Origin of the sequence: Streptomyces sp. NPDC055966, assembly GCF_042269865.1 — a bacterium.
Lineage (GTDB): Bacteria > Actinomycetota > Actinomycetes > Streptomycetales > Streptomycetaceae > Streptomyces.
In genome coordinates, this window is record NZ_JBHJYK010000003.1 from 380395 (window position 1) to 398171 (window position 17777).

At 72.5% G+C, this 17777-nt stretch carries 20 protein-coding genes; 13 read left to right on the forward strand and 7 right to left on the reverse strand.

The features are described from left to right. The first annotated feature begins 11 nt into the window (after window positions 1–11). Together ACFC8N_RS08635 and ACFC8N_RS08640 are read left to right on the forward strand one after the other, a co-directional pair. Window positions 12–236, forward strand: coding sequence for a hypothetical protein (locus tag ACFC8N_RS08635; RefSeq protein ID WP_356020034.1), 225 nt, complete (start codon window positions 12–14; stop codon window positions 234–236). Window positions 237–346: 110 nt separating this feature from the next. After that, the gene (locus tag ACFC8N_RS08640; protein ID WP_356020036.1) at window positions 347–514 is read left to right on the forward strand and encodes a hypothetical protein; all 168 of its coding nucleotides are present in this window, start codon (window positions 347–349) and stop codon (window positions 512–514) included. A gap of 1 nt (window position 515) precedes the next feature. Here the strand turns inward: ACFC8N_RS08640 and ACFC8N_RS08645 are convergent, their stop codons facing one another. After that, entirely contained in the window at window positions 516–1118 is a 603-nt protein-coding gene (locus tag ACFC8N_RS08645; RefSeq protein ID WP_376287536.1) for an ATP-binding protein, read from the reverse strand. A 118-nt stretch (window positions 1119–1236) separates the two neighbouring features. Between ACFC8N_RS08645 and ACFC8N_RS08650 the strand changes: the two genes are divergently transcribed. From ACFC8N_RS08650 to ACFC8N_RS08660, 3 genes are read left to right on the forward strand one after another with little or no spacing between them, the layout of a single operon-like run. Next, complete coding sequence (locus ACFC8N_RS08650) at window positions 1237–2088, forward strand: helix-turn-helix domain-containing protein (RefSeq protein ID WP_376287538.1); 852 nt, start codon at window positions 1237–1239, stop codon at window positions 2086–2088. Then, complete coding sequence (locus ACFC8N_RS08655) at window positions 2069–2272, forward strand: DUF397 domain-containing protein (RefSeq protein WP_376287540.1); 204 nt, start codon at window positions 2069–2071, stop codon at window positions 2270–2272. The genes ACFC8N_RS08650 and ACFC8N_RS08655 overlap by 20 nt, the downstream gene beginning before the upstream one ends. A gap of 54 nt (window positions 2273–2326) precedes the next feature. After that, the gene (locus ACFC8N_RS08660) at window positions 2327–3277 is read left to right on the forward strand and encodes a hypothetical protein (protein ID WP_376287542.1); all 951 of its coding nucleotides are present in this window, start codon (window positions 2327–2329) and stop codon (window positions 3275–3277) included. A 741-nt stretch (window positions 3278–4018) separates the two neighbouring features. Here the strand turns inward: ACFC8N_RS08660 and ACFC8N_RS08665 are convergent. After that, on the reverse strand, window positions 4019–5647 hold the full coding sequence (locus ACFC8N_RS08665; RefSeq protein WP_356020046.1) for a FadD3 family acyl-CoA ligase: 1629 nt from the start codon (window positions 5645–5647) through the stop codon (window positions 4019–4021). A 95-nt stretch (window positions 5648–5742) separates the two neighbouring features. On the opposite strand from ACFC8N_RS08665, the gene ACFC8N_RS08670 reads away from it, so the two are divergent. Genes ACFC8N_RS08670 through ACFC8N_RS08680 form a run of 3 tightly spaced genes read left to right on the forward strand, consistent with a single transcriptional unit; the run spans window position 5743 to window position 8089 of the window. Next, complete coding sequence (locus ACFC8N_RS08670; protein WP_356020048.1) at window positions 5743–6897, forward strand: lipid-transfer protein; 1155 nt, start codon at window positions 5743–5745, stop codon at window positions 6895–6897. 11 nt (window positions 6898–6908) lie between these two features. Beyond that, on the forward strand, window positions 6909–7316 hold the full coding sequence (locus ACFC8N_RS08675; RefSeq protein ID WP_376287544.1) for a Zn-ribbon domain-containing OB-fold protein: 408 nt from the start codon (window positions 6909–6911) through the stop codon (window positions 7314–7316). Next, on the forward strand, window positions 7313–8089 hold the full coding sequence (locus ACFC8N_RS08680) for an enoyl-CoA hydratase/isomerase family protein (protein ID WP_376287546.1): 777 nt from the start codon (window positions 7313–7315) through the stop codon (window positions 8087–8089). The genes ACFC8N_RS08675 and ACFC8N_RS08680 overlap by 4 nt, the downstream gene beginning before the upstream one ends. 140 nt (window positions 8090–8229) lie before the next feature. On the opposite strand, the gene ACFC8N_RS08685 is transcribed toward ACFC8N_RS08680, so the two are convergent. Together ACFC8N_RS08685 and ACFC8N_RS08690 are read right to left on the reverse strand one after the other, a co-directional pair. Then, entirely contained in the window at window positions 8230–10584 is a 2355-nt protein-coding gene (locus ACFC8N_RS08685) for a serine/threonine-protein kinase (RefSeq protein WP_356020056.1), read from the reverse strand. A 198-nt stretch (window positions 10585–10782) separates the two neighbouring features. Next, a complete protein-coding gene (locus tag ACFC8N_RS08690; RefSeq protein WP_376287548.1) occupies window positions 10783–11577 on the reverse strand; it encodes a VOC family protein in 795 nt (264 codons plus the stop codon). A gap of 122 nt (window positions 11578–11699) precedes the next feature. On the opposite strand from ACFC8N_RS08690, the gene ACFC8N_RS08695 reads away from it, so the two are divergent. Further along, window positions 11700–12347: a TetR family transcriptional regulator gene (locus tag ACFC8N_RS08695; RefSeq protein WP_356020058.1), complete on the forward strand. Its 648-nt coding sequence runs from the start codon at window positions 11700–11702 to the stop codon at window positions 12345–12347. 75 nt (window positions 12348–12422) lie between these two features. On the opposite strand, the gene ACFC8N_RS08700 is transcribed toward ACFC8N_RS08695, so the two are convergent. Continuing rightward, a complete protein-coding gene (locus tag ACFC8N_RS08700) occupies window positions 12423–12875 on the reverse strand; it encodes an Lrp/AsnC family transcriptional regulator (RefSeq protein ID WP_356020060.1) in 453 nt (150 codons plus the stop codon). Window positions 12876–12957: 82 nt separating this feature from the next. Here ACFC8N_RS08700 and ACFC8N_RS08705 point away from each other — a divergent pair, with 82 nt between their 5' ends. Next, window positions 12958–13590: a LysE family translocator gene (locus ACFC8N_RS08705; protein ID WP_356020063.1), complete on the forward strand. Its 633-nt coding sequence runs from the start codon at window positions 12958–12960 to the stop codon at window positions 13588–13590. Here ACFC8N_RS08705 and ACFC8N_RS08710 read toward each other — a convergent pair. Both ACFC8N_RS08710 and ACFC8N_RS08715 read right to left on the reverse strand, forming a co-directional pair. After that, complete coding sequence (locus ACFC8N_RS08710) at window positions 13580–14050, reverse strand: nitroreductase/quinone reductase family protein (protein WP_376287550.1); 471 nt, start codon at window positions 14048–14050, stop codon at window positions 13580–13582. The two genes, ACFC8N_RS08705 and ACFC8N_RS08710, sit on opposite strands and share 11 nt — an antisense overlap. Then, a complete protein-coding gene (locus ACFC8N_RS08715; protein ID WP_362816710.1) occupies window positions 14047–15285 on the reverse strand; it encodes an acyl-CoA dehydrogenase family protein in 1239 nt (412 codons plus the stop codon). Before ACFC8N_RS08715 ends, ACFC8N_RS08710 begins: the two co-directional genes overlap by 4 nt. Window positions 15286–15392: 107 nt before the next feature. Between ACFC8N_RS08715 and ACFC8N_RS08720 the strand changes: the two genes are divergently transcribed. The 3 genes from ACFC8N_RS08720 to ACFC8N_RS08730 all read left to right on the forward strand — a co-directional run bounded on the left by ACFC8N_RS08720 (window position 15393) and on the right by ACFC8N_RS08730 (window position 17776). Beyond that, the gene (locus tag ACFC8N_RS08720; protein WP_356020069.1) at window positions 15393–16565 is read left to right on the forward strand and encodes an acetyl-CoA acetyltransferase; all 1173 of its coding nucleotides are present in this window, start codon (window positions 15393–15395) and stop codon (window positions 16563–16565) included. Window positions 16566–16648: 83 nt separating this feature from the next. Next, a complete protein-coding gene (locus ACFC8N_RS08725; RefSeq protein ID WP_356020070.1) occupies window positions 16649–17074 on the forward strand; it encodes a pyridoxamine 5'-phosphate oxidase family protein in 426 nt (141 codons plus the stop codon). A 36-nt stretch (window positions 17075–17110) separates the two neighbouring features. After that, a complete protein-coding gene (locus ACFC8N_RS08730; protein WP_362816716.1) occupies window positions 17111–17776 on the forward strand; it encodes a pyridoxal 5'-phosphate synthase in 666 nt (221 codons plus the stop codon). The last annotated feature ends 1 nt before the right edge of the window (window position 17777 follow it).

The following is a 17777-nucleotide window of genomic DNA, read 5'->3' on the forward strand; positions in this document are numbered from 1 at the left end:
GGGAGGACCTGATGAGCGACATCACCAAGGACGAGACGGTCATCAAGCCGGACAACACGCACATCACCGACGCCGAGGCCGGCTCCACGGTCAAGCCGCTCAACACGCACATCACGGACGCCAAGGCTGCCGCCGACGTCAAGCCGCTCAACACCCACATCACGGATGTCGAGGCGGTGGCCGCCGACGGCACGGTGAGCCCGGACAACACCCACATCACGTCCGACCCCAGCTGAGCCAACTCCCGCACGGGGGAGCCGGCCGCGACGGCGCCGAGGGGGAGCCGTCGCGGCCGACGTGTGTCTGGAATCAGTACCTTCGACGTCGACTCTCCAAGGAGACCTTCATGACCCGCATCGCGAAGATCGTCGCCACCACTGCTCTACTGCTCGGCGCGACCGTCGCCGCCGCGAGCCCGGCCCTGGCCGACAACCACCAGCCGGTGAGCCCGGACAACACCCACGCCACCATCGTGTCGCCGGACAACATCCACATCACGGGCAACGTCAGCTGAATCAACCGGCACCACCCAGCTCGCACCACACCGTCTTGGCCTCCACCCCCCGCTCCACACCCCAGCGCAGCGCCACCGCCTCCAGCAGGGCGAGGCCGCGTCCCTCCTCGTCGTCGGGTGCGGCGGACCGGGACAGGGGGAGGGCCTGCCCGGCCGGGTCCGTCACCTCGACGCGGATGCGATCACCGTCCGACCGGACCACCCGCACACGGATGGAAATCCCCTCCCCCACATGCCGGATCACGTTCGTGACGAGTTCCGTGACGCAGAGTTCGGCGTCCGGACAGGGTGCGCCCAGGTAGCGGCGAACGGTACGCCGAAGCCCCCGCAGCGCCTCCGGTACGGCGGGAAGCTCGACATCCAGCGGCGCCCGGCCCGGTGCCGCGTCGGAGCCCCTCAGCGCCGCCGCCAGCCTGCGCGCCATGGCGGCGTTGCAGTTGCCGAGCGCAACCAGGCCGACCGGTGGCCGGTACGCGCCCGCGAAGCTCGGCAGGTCCACCCGGAGGGACGGCAGGGTGATGCCGTGGCTGGACAAGGCAGCGCGCAGGTCATCTACGCAGAGGGTGATGTCGTAGACGGAGTTGTCGGATTCGGACGACGGCATGACTTCGTACGCCTCCCTGTGCTTTCTGTGACGAACAGTCACACAGTGACGCCTCCATCGGTACCGTTTGAAGAGCTTTCGACTACGCAGAGCAACAAGCAAACGGCGGTGATGAGTTGTGCCCCCACGCAAGGACCCCGACGCATCGGCCAACGTCCCCTCCTTCTACGGCGCCGAGTTGCGCTATCGACGGGAACTGGCGGGACTGACCCTGGAGCAACTGGCGGAAGGTAGCTTCCGTGGCGTCCCTTTCCTGAGCCAGATCGAACGCGCCGAGCGACGCATGCCGGTGGATCTGGCCCGGCATGTCGACAAGGTCCTGAAGACGGACGGGTTTTTCGAGCGGCGTTGTGAAGATGCGCGCAGGGCACGGCAGTCGGGTCATGCGGAGTACTTCGCGGATGTGGCGGAGATGGAGCAGCATGCGGAGACGATCGAGGAGTGGGCACCCATGCTGGTGCCAGGGCTGCTGCAGACGCAGGCCTATGCCGAGGCTGTCGTACACACGTCGCTGCCGTGGCTGCCGTCCGAGAGGGTCGACAAGCAGGTTCAGGCCCGTTTGAAGCGGGCGGAGATCTGGAAACGCGAGGAGCGGCCGTCGTTCTGGGCCGTCCTGCACGAGTCCCTCGTCCGCAAGCCCTTCCTGCCGTCGGCGGAGATGGCGGTGCAACTGGAGCACATCGCTCACGTGATCCGCTCCACGCAGGGCGTTCTGCAGATCCTTCCGGAAACGGCGCAGGCCTACCCGTTCATGATGGGCATGGTGAAGGTCATGACCTTCCCGGACGCCCCACCGGTGGCCTACACCGAGGGCCTCCACAATGGCCAACTCATCGATTTTCCGGCGCTCGTGAAGGACTACCGTAGGTCGTACGATCTGCTCAGGGCCGCGGCACTACCGCCAGAGGCGTCCCTGGCCATGGTCGAACAAGCGGCAGAGGACTACCGAGATGGCAAGCACCGGGATTGACCTGAGTACCGTCGTGTGGCGCAAGAGCAGCTACAGCAACGGAAGCGGCGGCGACTGCGTCGAAGTCTGCGATGCTCACCCCGGCGTGATCCCCGTCCGCGACTCGAAGAAGGCCCAGGACGGACCGGTGCTCCTCTTCCCGCCCCTCGTCTGGGACGCCTTCGTCAGCTCGCTCAAGGGCTGACCAGGGTTATCCACAGGGCAAGCGGCAGGGCGGGGTTTCTGCGATCTTGCCCTGGTGGAGCGCAGGGACTTGAGGGCGCTGGCGGACAGGGGCGTCCTGCTCACCTCACGTGCCGTCGAGGCCGGCTGGCCCCGGCGCAGTCTCACGCGTGCGCTGCGCGCGGAGGGCTGGACCCAACTCCGGCACGGCGCCTGGGCGGAGCCGGGGCAGAGCCCGGACCTGCTCACTCGGCTCCGGGCGGTGCTGTTCCGTGAACCCCGGCTGATCGTGAGCCATGGTTCGGCGGCCACCCTTTGGCACATCGAGTTGCTCGGCGACAGCCGTGGTAGCCGTAAGGCACCGTTGGAGTTCACCGACCCCCAGCTCACCCTCCGCCGCCTGAGCAGCGACGTACACGTACACCGCCTCCAGATCGACCCGACCGACGTGGTGGAACGGCAGGGACTGCGCCTCACCAACCCCACCCGCACGGTCACCGACCTGCTCCGACGCGGTCCGAGGGACGAGGCGGTCGTCGCAGCGGACTCGGCGCTGACCTACCGCAGGGTCGGGCACGTCCGCCGCGCACCGCTCACCCGGTGGGACGACATCGTCGCCGCGCTGGAGTCGGCTGGGCAGGCTCAGGGGGCGGCCCGGGCCCGGCGCTGGCTGCCCCTGTGCGACCCGCTCGCCGGTTCCCCGGCGGAGACGGTTGCCCGACTCCGCATATACGACGCCGCTCTTCACCCCGAGAGCCAGGCCGAGGTGCGCACACCGGACGGACGCCGCCGCACCCTCGACTTCCTCTTCCGGGCTGCGGGGTTGGGCGTGGAGATCGAGGGCTACGTCTACCACGCCACCCGTGACGCCCACCGCCAGGACATCACCCGCTTCAACCAGCTCTTACGGTGCCCGGAGATCCGCGGCCTCCTCCGCTTCAGCGCCGAGGACGTTTTCCACCGCCCTGCGTACATGGTCGAGGAGATCAGGTCCACCTTGGCCGACCTGACCGGTGCCTCCAAGTGACCGTGGGGCCGGGGGCCCCGACCGGCGTGCTCCTACCGTCACTCGTGTCGCGGGCCGGGGCAGGAGGGGCGCACCGGGTGGGCTCGGCGGCTGCGGATGAGGGTGGAGGCGCATCAGTAGGCGGGGACGCCGGGTTGGCTCAGCGGCTGCGGCCGAGTGGGGGGTGGGGGAATCGGGGTCCAGGCGGATTGGGAGGCGGCGCGGACCTGAGCGGACTCGGATGGCAGGGATCGGGGAGCATTTGGAAGGTTTGGGCCATCCCCATGGCCACGGCCCCGCCAGCCCCCGCACCGACCGCCCCTATCCGTCCCCCTCCCACCCCCAACGCGCCCAAATCATCCAACTTCCCCATTCCTCGTGACTGGTAGGAGTGGTGTGACTGATGAGGCCGAAGGGAAGGGACGCCCCCCTCCCCCAGCCTCCCCCAACCCGCAAGCCGCCGCCCCCACCCGGCGTGCAGGCGAGGCGCGGGTGTGCACCCGCAGCCCACGGCGACTGCCCAGTAGGCCTCGGGGGCCAACCCCGGTAAGGCGCCCACTTTCCCCGGGCTGCACGCTCGCTTCTTCCGCGTGCTGGAGCGAGGTGTGTCAAGGGTGGCCCGCAGGGCCATCGGCGCAGCCGACGCGGGAGTGGAGCGCAGCGGAACGGGAGCGCCCTTTACACACCTCGCGGAAGCACGACACTGAGAGAGAAGCGGGCGGCCCAAGGGCAACCTCTCCGACCCCGGATCAGCTCAACCCCCTACCTTCGTCCCCTCCCCCGCAGCTCCCCCTTCAGTACCTTCCCGCTCGCGTTCCTCGGCAGTTCGGGGACGAATTCGACTGCCCTCGGCACCTTGTAGTTCGCCATCTCGCGGCGGGACCAGGCGATCAGGTCGTCGGCGGTGAGGGGGGAGCCCGGGTGGCGGACGACGTAGGCCTTGCCGACCTCTCCCAGCCGTGCGTCCGGTACGCCGATCACCGCCGCCTCCCGCACCTCCGGGTGGAGGGCGAGGAGTTGCTCTATCTCCGCCGGGTACGCGTTGAAGCCGCCGACGATGAACATGTCCTTGATCCGGTCGGTGATGCGGAGGTTGCCCGAGGCGTCCAGGACGCCCACGTCGCCCGTGCTCAGCCAGCCGTCCGGTGAGATCGTCGCCGCCGTCGCCTCGGTGTCGCCGTAGTAGCCCTGCATGACGTTGAAGCCGCGCACCAGGACCTCGCCCGCCGCGCCGTCCGGCACCGGCGCGCCCGACGCGTCGGCCACCCTCACCTCCGTGCCCGGAATCGCCCGGCCGGACGTCGAGGCGATCAGCAGCGGGTCGTCGCCCCGGCGGCACATCGTGACGACCCCGCTCGCCTCGGACAGGCCGTACGCCGTGAGAACCGTCTCCACGCCCAGTTCCCCGCGCAGGCGCTCCACCAGGAGCAGCGGCACGACCGCCGCGCCGGTCACCACCAGGCGCAGGGCGGAGAGGTCGTGGGCGTCCCGGGAAGGGTGGTCCAGCAACGACTGATGGAGGGTCGGCGGGCCGGGCAGTACCGACACCCGTTCCGCCGCGATGTTCGCCAGCGCCGTCTCCACGTCGAAGACCGGCTGCGGGATCATCGTCGCCCCGCGCGTCAGGCAGGCGATCACCCCCGCCTTGTAGCCGAAGGTGTGGAAGAAGGGGTTGACGATGAGGTAGCGGTCCGTGGCGCGCAGGCCGGCCAGGTCGGCCCAGATGCCGTACGCCCGCAGTGTCTGCCCGTGCGTGATCATCGCGCCCTTGGGGCGGCCCGTCGTACCCGACGTGTAGACGATGTCCGAGAGGGAATCGGCGGACAACTCCGCCTCCCTCGCCCGCACTTCGGTCTCCGACACCCCCTCCCCGGCCGCCAGGAAGTCCTTCCACGTCCGGAACTCCGGTGGCGCGTCCTCCGACAGGACCACCGCGTCCGTCAGTTCCGGCAGGCCCGGCAGGGGGCCCCGGGTGCCGGCGCCCGCGTCGGTGCCGGGTGCCGCCGTGACCTCTCCCGCCGCCCGGCGCAGGGAGGCCACGTACGACGTGCCGAGGAAGGTGCCCGTCACGAAGAGCAGCCGGGCTCCGCTGCGGCGCAGTACGTCCGCCGCCTCCGCGCCCTTGAAGCGGGTGTTGAGCGGGACGAGGACCGCGCCCGCGCTCACCGCGCCCAGTGCCGCGACGATCCAGTCGAGGGAGTTGGGGGCCCAGACGGCGACGCGGTCGCCGGTCCGTACGCCGCTCGCGATGCAGGCGGCCGCCGAGCGGTCCACGCGCGCGCCGAGTTCGGCGTACGTGATCCTCGTCCGGCCGTCCACCACGGCCTCGCCGTCCGCGTACCGCTCGGCCGACCAGCGCACCAGTTCCGGGACAGTCCCCCAGTCGCCCATGGCAGGCCTCCTTCACCATCTCGCACCTGACTAGCCGTCAGATTAGCTGTAATCTGACACTCAGTCAGGTGTGGGGACGCGATGAGGGGGACACCATGGCAGCCGCCGGGCTGAAGGACGCCACCGCCGTCGTCGGGATCGGGCAGACCTCGTTCGCCAAGCACCTGCCGGACGACGAGAAGACGCTCGCCTGCCGGGCCGTGCTCGCCGCGCTCGACGACGCCGGGATCGCGCCCGGCGAGGTCGACGCGCTCGCCTCCTACACCATGGAGGAGACCGACGAGGTCGAGCTGGCCAAGGCGGTCGGGTTCGGGGATCTGACCTTCTTCAGCAAGGTCGGGTACGGCGGGGGCGGTTCCTGTGCGACCGTCGCGCACCTCGCCGCCGCCATCGCCTCCGGGCAGGCCTCCGTGGGCGTGGCATGGCGGTCCCGGAAGCGGGGCAGCGGGCCCCGGCCGTGGACGAACACCACCGTCCAACTGCCCACCCCCGCCCAGTGGACCCGGCCCTTCGGGCTGCTGCGGCCCGCCGACGAGATCGCGATGCTCACCCGCCGCTACATGCACGAGTACGGCGCCACCCGCGACCATCTCTTCAATGTCGCCCTCGCCTGCCGCAACCGCGCCAACCAGAACCCGGCCGCCGTGATGTACGAACGGCCGCTGACCCGCGAGATGTACATGACCGCCCGCTGGATCAGCGAGCCGCTGTGCCTCTTCGACAACTGCCTGGAGACGGACGGGGCGCTCGCCTGTGTCGTCGTGGGCAGGGAGCGGGCGCGGGACTGCCGGCAGCGGCCCGTCTACGTCCACTCCGCCGCCCAGGGGCTGCCCGCCCAGCACCACGGGATGGTCAACTACTGGAACGACGACCCGCTCACCGGGCCCGCCTGGAGCACCGCCCGGCAGCTGTGGAAGCAGGCCGACCTCACCCCGGACGACGTCGACGTGGCGCAGATCTACGACGCCTTCACCGCCCTCGTCCCGCTCTCGCTGGAGGGGTACGGCTTCTGCGGGCGGGGGGAAGGGGGCGCGTTCACGGAGGGGGGCGCGATCGAGATCGGGGGGCGGCTGCCGCTCAACACCTCCGGGGGCGGGCTCTCCGAGGCCTATGTGCACGGCTTCAACCTCATCACCGAAGGGGTGAAGCAGCTGCGCGGCACCAGCACCGCCCAGGTGCCCGGCGCCGCCGCCTGCCTGGTCACCGCCGGCGAGGGCGTGCCCACCTCCGCCCTCCTCCTCAGGAACTGAAGGAGCCGACCATGCTGACCCCGGTCACCGACGCCGACGGCGCCCCCTTCTGGGAGTACGCCGCCCGGGGCGAACTGCGCGTCCAGGCCTGCGCCGACTGCGACGAGCTCCGCTTCCCGCCCCGCCCCTGCTGCCCGCACTGCCAGTCGTTCGCGAGCGAGTGGCGGGCGGTGTCCGGGAGGGGGCGGATCTGGTCGTACGTGGTGCCGCATCCGCCGCTGCTGCCCGCGTACGCGGAGCAGGCGCCGTACAACGTCGTCGTGGTGGAGCTGGAGGACGCCCCGCGCATCCGGCTCGTGGGCAATGTGGTCAGCCGGGCCGGGGCGCCTCTCGGTTCCCTCGATCCGGGGCGGCTGCGGATCGGGGCGCGGGTGCATGTCGTGTTCGCGGGCGGCCTCCCGCAGTGGGTCCTGTCGTGAACACCGTCCGGGTCGACGTCGACAAGGACACCGGCGTCGCCGTCGTCACACTGGACCGGCCCGCGCGGCTCAACGCCGTCGATCTGGAGATGGTGCGCGAACTGACCGCCGTGTGGCGGGAGTTCAGGGTCGACGACGCGGTGCGGGCGGTCGTGCTCACCGGCGGCGGGGAGCGGGCCTTCTGCACCGGGATCGACCGGGACGTCGTCGTGCCGCAGCCGTCGTCGCCGTACATGCAGGACGATCCGCTGCTGCGGCTCGGGCCCAAGGCGAACGACCTGTGGAAGCCGGTCGTGGCCGCCGTGCGCGGGATGGCCTGCGGGGGTGCCTTCTATCTGCTCGGCGAGTGCGACTTCGTCATCGCCGACGCCAGCGCCGTCTTCTTCGATCCGCACACCTCGTACGGCATGGTCAGCGCGTACGAGTCCATGCTGCTGGCCGCGCGGATGCCGTACGGGGAGGTGGCCCGGATGATGCTCATGGGCACCGCCGAACGGGTCTCCGCGCGGCGGGCCCATGAGATCGGGCTCGTGTCGGAAGTCACCGAGGAGGGCGGGGCGTTGGCCGCCGCGGTGCGCTGTGCGGGCGTGATCGCCGGGTATCCGGCGCAGGGAGTGCAGGGGACCGTGCGGGCGCTGTGGGCGGCGCGGGAGGCGGCGCTGGCGCACGCGTTCGCGCAGGCGCCGCACCTCATCGCCCTCGGCAACCTGCCGGCCGAGCGGCAGGCGGAGCTGTTCGCGGGGCGGCGGACGGGCGGGTTCCGGGTGCGGTGACCGTGCGTCGTCACCGGCGGCACCGCATGGCGGGTGTCCGGGGCCGGGGGTAGCGTCAGCCCTGGGACGGCCGCCGTCCGGAGCCCTTTCCGTGACAACCGGTACGACGGCCGTCACGCACGCCGCCGGGCGAGGCCGCGCTACGCCGTCCGCGCCGTGCCCGTGCCCTTCTCCGCGTCCAGCGCGTACACGCACCGGTCCTTGCTGCACGCGTACACCACGCCGTCCCTGACCACCGGGGAGCCGGTGATCTCGCCGCCCGTCGCCAGCTTCCAGCGCAGCCGGCCGTCGTCGGCCTTGAGGGTGTAGAGGAGGTGGTCGGTGGAGCCGAAGTGGATGCGGCCCTCGGCCACCGCGGGCGCGCCCACGACGTCGCCGCCCGCCTGGAAGCGCCACTTGGGCGTGCCGGTGACCGCGTCCAGGGTGTAGAGGGCCTTGCCGCTGCCCACGTGGACGTGGCCGGCGGCGACGAGGACCGGCTCGATCGAGGAGCGGGCCTCGGTCGCGATGCGCCAGCGGTCACGGCCGTCGGTGGCGTCGAGGGCGTAGACCGTGCCGAGGTAGTCGGCGAGGTAGACGCCGCCGCCCGTGACCGCCGGGCCGGGCGCGAAGGTCGGCGGGCTCAGGAAGACGGCCGGGGACTCGAAGTGCCAGCGGACCATGCCGCTCGCCGCCTCGACGGCGATCACCCGGGTGCCCGCGGAGACGTAGACGTAGCCGTCGGCGGCCGGGGCGAGGCGCACGGGCACACCGCCGCAGGAGGCCGCGTCGCCGACCGGGTACGACCAGCGCTCCTCGCCGGTGCGGGCCTCCAGGGCGCGCAGCCGGGCGTTCTGCCACACGTAGACCGTGCCGTCGTGGACGAGCGGGCCGGCCTCGGGGGACTCGAAGTCGGTCTGGCAGCCGCTGATCTCCCACAGCTTCTGACCCGTCGCGGCCTCCCAGGCCTGGACGCCGCCGCCGCGGGTGCCGGTGACGACCGTGCCGTGGTCGGCCTTGAGGGAGTACACCCAGGCGTCCGTCGACAGCCGCCACAGGTCGCCGCCCTCGCGGGCGTCCAGGGCGAACAGGGTCGGGCCGTCGGAGGCGTGGATACGGCCGTCCGCCACGGCCATGGACCAGGCGACGTCCCGCGTCTTGAAGCGCCGGCGGCCGGTGGCCACGTCCAGGGCGTGCACCTCGAAGGAGGTGACGTAGACCAGGTCGCCGCCCACGGTGGGGGTGCCCCAGACGTCGTTGGACATGCGGAACCGCCAGGGGCGCCAGCCGCTCGCCGTCTCCGGGGGCACGGGCGGCGCGGCCGGCAGGTCGTCGCCGGCGCCGGCGACGCCGGGGCGCGGGCGGGACCAGGTGGCCACCAGGCCGGCCTCCGGCGGGGGTGCCTTGACGGCGGCGGCGCGGGCGTCGGCGACGCGCGGGCCGGGGCCGATGGGCACCTGGGCGCCGGCGAGGCGGACCGGGCCGGCGTCCGGGACACCGGCGGGCGCCGGGGCGGGGACGGGCGGGTCGTACGAGGGCAGCGGGGGGACCGCCGGACGGCCGCCGCCGCTGCGCCCGCCGCCGGTGCCGGCCGGGGTGGCGGGCCTGGGGGCGGGGCGGCCGCCGCCGCGGCGGGACTCGATGAGGGCGACGGCCTTCTCGGGCAGCCAGGCCGAAGCGGTGCCGCTGTCGTCGGAGCCGGAGCCGAAGAGATGGGGTGCGAGCTGGGCCTGGAGGTCGGCCGGGGAGGGACGGCCCGTGGCCTCCATCTGCATGCAGACCTCGATGAGCGGGCGCAGCTCGTCGGGCAGGCCGGTCAGGTCCGGGCCCTCGCGCAGCAGCATGAAGACCGTCTCGACCGGGTTGGCGCCGTGGAAGGGCGGGTGGCCGGTCGCCGCGAAGACCAGCATGGAGCCGAGCGAGAAGACGTCGCTGGCGCCGGTGACGCTGCGGGAGTCCTTGGCCTGCTCCGGGGACATGTAGGCGGGGGTGCCGACGGCGACGTTGGTCATGGTCAGGCGGGTGTTCGAGACGCCGGACGCGATGCCGAAGTCGATCACCCGGGGGCCGTCCTCGACCACGAGCACGTTGGACGGCTTCAGGTCCCGGTGCACGAGTCCCGCGCCGTGGATGGACTGGAGGGCCTCGGCGACGCCCGCCGCGAGCCAGCGCACGGCCTGGGCCGGGAGGGGCCCGCAGTCGTTCACTATCTCTTCGAGGGACGGCGCGGGCACGTAGGCCGTGGCCAGCCAGGGCACGGCGGCGCGCGGGTCGGCGTCGACCACCGCGGCCGTGTAGAACCCGGAGACCGCGCGGGCCGCCTCCACCTCACGGGTGAAGCGGACGCGGAAGAGCTGGTCCTCGGCCAGTTCGGTGCGCACTGTCTTGATCGCCACGCGCCGGCCGGACGCCGAGCGCGCGAGATAGACCAGCCCCATGCCGCCGGCGCCCAGCCGCCCCAGCACCTCGAACGGCCCGATCCGCCGCGGATCGTGCTGCGTCAGCTGATCCACCACTTGCCTGCCACCTCCCCGTACTGGCCGCGCCACCCCATATGTACGCGACCGACGTGCAGCGTCTCACCACCGCACCGCCGTGGCGGCACGCACCCTGATTCTTCCTGGCCGGGCGGCTCGTTGCGAACCCGGCGAAATATCGGGGTGTCTGGCACTTAATCCGACCAAAGCTGACGGATCGCCGCCGCGTCGGCCGGATCACCGCTGCAATAGTGCGAACGACGCCCCCTGATTGTCGGTGACGACCGCCACAGCTCCGTACGACGTCTCGAAGGGTGGCGCCTGCACCCGGCCGCCGAGCCGCTGGACGGCCCCGAGCGCGTCACCCAGACCGGCGACCCGGAAGTGGGCGAGGACGTGCGGGGGCATCTCGGCCGGGAACACCTCGGTGACCTCGGCCCGCCCGAAGTCGGGCTCGGCGCCCGCACCGAAGAGGGCGTCGTGGAAGAGGGTGCCGTAGAAGGTGTTGGCGGCGGAGATGTCGCGCGTGTACAGCTGGGCCCAGACGAAGCTGCCGGGCTCGCGGCGGACCCCGAAGCCCCGGTGCCGGCCCGGCTGCCACAGGCCGAACACCGCGCCCTCGGAGTCGGCGGCGAGAGCGGCGGCGCCCAGGTCGCCCAGCGGGGTGGGCGCCGTCACCACCTGTCCGCCGGCCGCGAGGATCCGCCGGGTGAACGCAGCGGCGTCGGGGGTGGCGAAGTACACCGTCCAGACGGTGGGCATCCTGCCGTCGGTCTTGGGCACGAGCGCGGCGACCGGCCGTCCGTCCAGCCGGGCCCACACCGAGGAGCCGTACGCGTCCTCGAAGGACCACCCGAACAGCTCGCCGTAGAAGCGCTTGCCCGCCTCGACGTCGGGCAGCTGGGCGTCCACCCAGCAGGGCACGCCCTCCCCGTACGGCTCATCCGCACCTGCCGCCTCGACCACTTCCCCCTCGACCACCTCTTCCGCCTCATCCGGCGCTTCGTTCGCGGATGCCCTGTTTTCGGCCATGCCGCCAAAGTAACCGGGCCGCCCGCACCCCGCAGACCAGGCACACCACCCTCAGAGCCCCCGTGCACCCCATTTGCAGTCGGCCGAATCGCGCTCCGATCACCCCTCGGTAAGCTGACGGCATGACAGGACAAGTGCGTACCGTCGACGGCCGCGTGGCCGGCCGGCGTGGGCAGGCGACCCGGCAGAAGCTGCTCGACTGCCTCAGCGAGATGCTCAGCTCCTCCCCGTACCGGGACGTCAAGGTCATCGATGTCGCCCGGAAAGCGGGCACTTCGCCCGCGACCTTCTATCAGTACTTCCCGGACGTCGAAGGTGCCGTCCTGGAGATCGCCGAGCAAATGGCCACCGAGGGCGCCGGGTTGACCGAGCTGCTCGAAGGGCGGTCATGGGCCGGCAAGTCCGGGTGGCAGACCGCGCAGGAACTCGTGGACGGATTCCTGGAGTTCTGGCGGAAGAACGACGCCATCCTGCGGGTGGTCGACCTTGGCGCGGCCGAAGGGGACAAACGGTTCTACAAGCTCCGGATGAAGATCCTCAACTCGGTGAACAACTCCCTCGCGGACTCCATCGCCGAACTCCAGGCCAAGGGCAGGGTCGACAAGGACGTGAACCCGGCGGCGGTGGCCGGCTCGCTGGTCGCGATGCTCGCGGCGGTGGCGGCCCACCAGAAGGGCTTCTCGTCCTGGGGCGTGAAACAGGCCGAACTGAAGCCGAACCTGGCGCTGTTGGTCCACCTGGGCGTGACGGGAAAGAAGCCGACGAAGTAACCCCCTCCTCCTTTCCCTTTCCCAAGTCCTGTCTGGCAGGCGGTAGTTCATCGAGATGAGCTGCCGCCTGCCGTGCTACGCCGGCAGTGGCCGGTCCCGTACGACGTGCTTCATCACCAGGGTCGACGTCAGCCGCTGCACGCCCGGCAGGGTCGCGAGCCGGTCGTCGTACAGCCGCTGGAAGGCGGCGAGGTCGGCGGTGGCGATGCGGAGCAGATAGTCGGGCTCGCCGAAGAGCCGCTGGGCGTCGAGCACGTGCTCCAGCTCGCTGACCGCCCGCTCGAAGTCGGCCACCGTGTCCCGGTCCTCCTGCCGCATGGACACGAAGACCAGCGCCTCGAAGTTCAGCCCGAGCGCGGCCGGGTCCACCACCGCGCGGTAGCCCTCGATGGCGCCGGAGCGCTCCAGCTCGCGCAGCCGCCGGTGACAGGGCGAGACACTCAGCCGCACCCGCGCGGCCAGCTCGGTCACGGTCAGCCGCCCGTCCTGCTGGAGCTCGGCAAGGATTTTCCGGTCCACGTCGTCCATACGGCAGATCTTCCCCCGAAGCACGCGATCACGGGAAAACATCGGGAACACTTTCGGGCCATTCCCACCTAATGTCACCGGCATGGATTCGGGACTCCTCTTCTCCTTCCTCGCCGTGGACCTGCTGCTGGTGTGCGTACCGGGTGCCGACTGGGCGTACGTCATCGCGACCGCCCTGCGCGGCCGCTCGGTGCCGCGCGCGGTGGCGGGCCTGGTCTCGGGGTACGCCCTGCACACGGCCCTCGCCACGGCGGGCCTGGCGGTCCTGGTGGCGGGCTCGCCGAAGCTGCTGACCGCGCTGACGGTCGCGGGCGCCGGGTATCTGCTGTGGCTGGGGTGGGGGGTCCTGCGGCGCCCGGCCGTACCCGTCGCGTCCGGGGCCCCGGACGCGGTCCCGGACGCGGCCGGGGGGCGGCTCTTCCTCCGGGGCGCCACGATCAGCGGTCTGAACCCGAAGGGCCTGCTGCTCTACCTCTCCGTCCTCCCCCAGTTCCTCACCCTGCGCGGCACCCGTCTGCCGGTCCCGGCCCAGACGGCGGCCCTCGGCCTGCTGCACATGGCGTGCTGCGCGGCCGTCTATCTCACCGTGGGCGTCCTGGCCCGCGCCCTGCTGTCCGCCCGGCCGGCGGCGGCCCGGGCGGTGACGCGGACGTCGGGAGCGGCGATGCTGGGCATCGGGGCGATCCTGCTGGCGGAGCGCCTGGCTACCTTGTGACCAGCCGGAACAGTCGGATCTCCCGCGTCACCCGCTCCTGGTAGGCGACGTACGGCGGCCAGAACGCGACGGCCGACCGCCAGGCCACCGCCCTCTCCTCCCCCGTCAGCAGCCGGGCCGCCACCGGGATGTCCCGCCCCTGCCAGCTGATCGAGGCATCCGGATGGGCGAGGAGGTTGTGCGTCCACGCCGGATGGCCCGGACGGCCGAAGTTGGAGCCGACGAGCAGCCAGCTCCGTCCGTCCTCCTCCGGCATGCAGGCCAGCGGGGTCCTGCGGGGGAGCCCGCTTCGGGCGCCCGTGGACGTGAGGATCACCCCGGGCAGCATCTGGGCGCTGAGCAGCACCCTGCCCCGGGTGAGCCGGTGCACGGTGCGGTCGAGGGCCGGGATCACATGCGGGGCGACCTTCGCGAACCCCCGCGTCGAGGACACCTTCTGCACCATCCGGACGCCGATCACACCGCCACCTCCCCGCGCCCGAACAGCCCGGCGGCCTCGGCGGCCCGCTCCCGCAGCCGGTGCGGCGGGCCGAACAGCAGCTCGTCCCCGGCCGCCCGCTTGAAGTACAGGTGGGCGTCGTGCTCCCAGGTGAAGCCGATCCCGCCGTGCAGCTGGATGCCCTCGGCGGCGGCCAGCCGCAGCGCCTCCAGGGCCTGGGCGAGGGCCAGCCCGCCGGCCGTCCCACCCGCCTCCCGCCACCGCCCTTCCAACGAGGCGCTTCGCGCCGCACCTTCTGATTCCTGAGCGGTCGCCCAGGCGGCGTAGTACGCGGCCGAGCGGGCCGCCTGCACCGCCACGTACACCTCGGCCAGCCGGTGTTTCACCGCCTGGAAGGAGCCGATCGGGCGGCCGAACTGCTCGCGCTGCCCGACGTACTCCACGGTCCGCTCCAGCACCCGGTCGGCCGCCCCGACGGCCTCGCAGGCGAGCACGGCGGCGACCCCGTCCCCGAGGCCGGCGAGGGCGGACAGCACCTCCGTGTCCTCCTCGCCCAGCACCTCGGCGGGCACGTCGCGCAGTTGGACGCGCGCCTGGGGGCGGGTGGCGTCGAGGGCGGTCTGCCGGGCGCGGACGAGGCCCGGCGCGTCGCCGGGCACCAGGAACAGCCGGGTCCGGGCGCGGGCGAAGCCGCCGGTGTGCGCGGCGACGAGCAGCAGTCCGGCGCTGTGCCCGTCGAGCACCTGGTCGGCCTGCCCGTACAGCAGCCAGCCGTCCGCCGCGCGCCGGGCCTGGACACCGCCGGCCCGGCCGCCGCCGGCCGAGAAGCCGCCGTTGTCGCCGGTCAGGGCGAGCGCGGTGGCGAGGCCGGTGCCCGGTACGGCGAGGGCGGCGGTGAGGGTGCCGGCGGCGAGGCGGGGCAGCAGCCCGGAGCGCTGGGCCTCCGTACCGAGGGCGAGCACGAGGGGCGCCACGAGCACAGCGGTGGCGAGCAGCGGGGAGGGGGCGAGCGCGCGACCGGTCTCCTCGCAGGCGAGGGCCAGTTCGGTGACCGGGCAGCCGATCCCGCCGTACCGCTCGGGCAGGGCGAGCCCCGGCAGGCCGAGCCGGTCGGCGAGGGCGGTCCAGAGGGCGGGGTCGTGTCCGGCGGGGGCGGCGAGTGCGGCGCGCAGTTCCTCGGGGCCGCAGCGCTTGTGGAGGAGTTCACGCAGGGTGCGGCGGATCTCGTGCTGTTCGGCGGTGAGACGCGTGTCCATGGCTTTCCCCTGCCTCTTCGCTGCCTCGTCCCGGCCTCTTCCACCGGATCTGACGGTCCGTCATATTAGAAGCGCCGAAGCGAGATGCACAGGGGACGGAGGACCGTATGACTGCCGGGAGCCGGAAGGTCGCCGTGGTCGGGGTGGCGCTGTCGGACTGCGGGCGGGTGGCCGACGCGACGCCGTACACCCTGCACGCGCAGGCGGCCCGCCGCGCCCTCGCGGACGCCGGACTGGACCGCGCGGTGGTCGACGGCCTCGCCTCCGCCGGCCTCGGCACGCTGGCGCCGGTCGAGGTCGCCGAGTATCTGGGCCTGCGCCCGACCTGGGTGGACTCCACCTCGGTCGGCGGTTCGACCTGGGAGGTGATGGCGGCGCACGCGGCGGACGCGATCGCGGCGGGCCATGCGAACGCCGTCCTCCTCGTCTACGGCTCCACGGCCCGCGCCGACATCAAGGCGGGCCGCAGGACGGGCGACCTGTCCTTCGGCGCGCGCGGCCCCCTCCAGTTCGAGGTCCCCTACGGCCACACGCTGATCGCCAAGTACGCGATGGCCGCCCGCCGCCACATGGTCGAACACGGCACGACCGTCGAGCAGTTGGCCGAGGTGGCGGTGCAGGCGAGGGCGAACGCCGCCCTGAACCCGGAGGCGATGTTCCGCACCCCCGTCACGGTGGACGACGTCCTGGCCGGCCCGATGATCGCCGACCCGTTCACCAAGCTGCACTGCTGCATCCGCTCGGACGGCGGCGCGGCGGTGCTGCTGGCGGCCGAGGAGTACGTACGGGACTGCCGTACGGCCCCCGTCTGGATCCTCGGCACCGGCGAGCACACCTCGCACGCGACGATGTCCGAGTGGGCGGACTTCACGGTCTCCCCGGCGGCGGTGAGCGGCCGGCTCGCCTTCGAGCGGGCGGGCGTGCGCCCCGCCGAGATCGACTTCGCGGAGATCTACGACGCCTTCACCTACATGACCCTGGTGACCCTGGAGGACCTGGGCTTCTGCGGGAAGGGCGAGGGCGGGGCGTTCGTGGAGAAGGGGCGGCTGCTGGTGCGGGGCGGGGAACTGCCGGTGAACACGGACGGCGGCGGCCTGTCGGCCCAACACCCCGGGATGCGGGGCCTGTTCCTGCTGGCGGAGGCGGTACGGCAACTGCGCGGGGAGGCGGGCGAGCGGCAGGTGCGGGGCCGGGACGGGCAGCCGCCCCGGCTCGGGGTCGCCTCGGGGACGGGGGGATGGTTCTGTTCGTCCGGGACGGTGGTGCTCGGCCGGAACTGATCGGCCGGGCGGCGGTGCGGGAAGACGGTCCGTACCGGCCGCTGTCACCGCGGCCCCACACCGGACAGCCGGAGGAGACCGACATGGCGTTGAGCCGCGCAGAGCGCGAGGCGTTCCTGGCCGAGCCGCACGTCGCCGCGCTGGCGGTGGACGCGGGCCCGGGGCGGGCCCCGCTGACCGTGCCGATCTGGTACTGGTACGAGCCCGGCGGGGACGTCTGGATCATGACGGGGCGGGAGTCCCGCAAGTACGGCCTGATCGGCGAGGCGGGCCGGTTCACTCTGTTGGTCGACCGGCTGGAGCCGACGATCCGGTACGTGTCGGTGGAGGGCCCGGTGGTGAGGACGGACCCGGCGACGATCGAGGGGCTCCGGGAGATCTCCGCACGCTATCTGCCGGCCGAGAAGGTGCCCGGCTACGTCGACTTCGCCTGGAAGAACCACGGGGAGCAGGTGGTGGTCCACATGCGTCCCGAGCGGTGGGTGTCGTCGGACCTCGGTCAGGTGTGAGCAGGGGCCCGGCCTGCGGGTGTGACCATGGAGGACATGGCAACTGATCTCCCGGCGCTGCTGCGGTCGCTGCGGGTGTGGGACGCGGGTACCACGACACTGCCCGCCTTCGACCCCGGCACCGCCCCGCCGACGCCCCTGCTCCTGTTCACCGACTGGTTCGCGGACGCGGTGGCGGCCGGGCAGCCGGAGCCGCACACGATGTCGCTGGCGACCGTGGACGAGGAGGGGCGGCCGGACGTACGGATCGTGATGCTGCACGGCGCCGACGCGGACGGCTGGGCCTTCGCCACACACCGCACCAGCCGCAAGGGCCGCGCCCTCGCCGCCCATCCGCACGCCGCCCTGGCCTTCTACTGGCCGGTGCTGGGCCGCCAGGTCCGGGTGCGCGGCCCGGTGACGGCGGCCCCCTCGACCGAGAGCCAGGCGGACCTGCACGCCCGCTCGACGGGCGCGCTGGCGGCGGCGCTCACGGGCCGCCAGAGCGAGGGGCTGGCCTCGGTCGCCGAACTGCGCCGGGCCTCGGAGGCTGCCTGGGACCGCGCCCGCGCCAACCCGGCCGAGCCGTCCCCGACCTGGACCCTGTACCGGCTGCACCCCGAAACGGTGGAGTTCTTCCAGGGCGACCCGGAGCGCCGGCACGTGCGGCTGGAGTACCGGAGCACGGAGTTCGGGTGGAGCAAGGGGCTGCTCTGGCCGTGAG

Coding starts and splice junctions, on each gene's coding strand:
- ACFC8N_RS08675 (WP_376287544.1), top strand. CDS start 6,909: ATGCTGACCCCGGTCACCGACGCCGACGGCGCCCCCTTCTGGGAGTAC.
- ACFC8N_RS08705 (WP_356020063.1), top strand. CDS start 12,958: ATGGATTCGGGACTCCTCTTCTCCTTCCTCGCCGTGGACCTGCTGCTG.
- ACFC8N_RS08695 (WP_356020058.1), top strand. CDS start 11,700: ATGACAGGACAAGTGCGTACCGTCGACGGCCGCGTGGCCGGCCGGCGT.
- ACFC8N_RS08655 (WP_376287540.1), top strand. CDS start 2,069: ATGGCAAGCACCGGGATTGACCTGAGTACCGTCGTGTGGCGCAAGAGC.
- ACFC8N_RS08715 (WP_362816710.1), bottom strand. CDS start 15,285: ATGGACACGCGTCTCACCGCCGAACAGCACGAGATCCGCCGCACCCTG.
- ACFC8N_RS08635 (WP_356020034.1), top strand. CDS start 12: ATGAGCGACATCACCAAGGACGAGACGGTCATCAAGCCGGACAACACG.
- ACFC8N_RS08725 (WP_356020070.1), top strand. CDS start 16,649: ATGGCGTTGAGCCGCGCAGAGCGCGAGGCGTTCCTGGCCGAGCCGCAC.
- ACFC8N_RS08665 (WP_356020046.1), bottom strand. CDS start 5,647: ATGGGCGACTGGGGGACTGTCCCGGAACTGGTGCGCTGGTCGGCCGAG.
- ACFC8N_RS08720 (WP_356020069.1), top strand. CDS start 15,393: ATGACTGCCGGGAGCCGGAAGGTCGCCGTGGTCGGGGTGGCGCTGTCG.
- ACFC8N_RS08690 (WP_376287548.1), bottom strand. CDS start 11,577: ATGGCCGAAAACAGGGCATCCGCGAACGAAGCGCCGGATGAGGCGGAA.
- ACFC8N_RS08645 (WP_376287536.1), bottom strand. CDS start 1,118: ATGCCGTCGTCCGAATCCGACAACTCCGTCTACGACATCACCCTCTGC.
- ACFC8N_RS08640 (WP_356020036.1), top strand. CDS start 347: ATGACCCGCATCGCGAAGATCGTCGCCACCACTGCTCTACTGCTCGGC.
- ACFC8N_RS08730 (WP_362816716.1), top strand. CDS start 17,111: ATGGCAACTGATCTCCCGGCGCTGCTGCGGTCGCTGCGGGTGTGGGAC.
- ACFC8N_RS08700 (WP_356020060.1), bottom strand. CDS start 12,875: ATGGACGACGTGGACCGGAAAATCCTTGCCGAGCTCCAGCAGGACGGG.
- ACFC8N_RS08670 (WP_356020048.1), top strand. CDS start 5,743: ATGGCAGCCGCCGGGCTGAAGGACGCCACCGCCGTCGTCGGGATCGGG.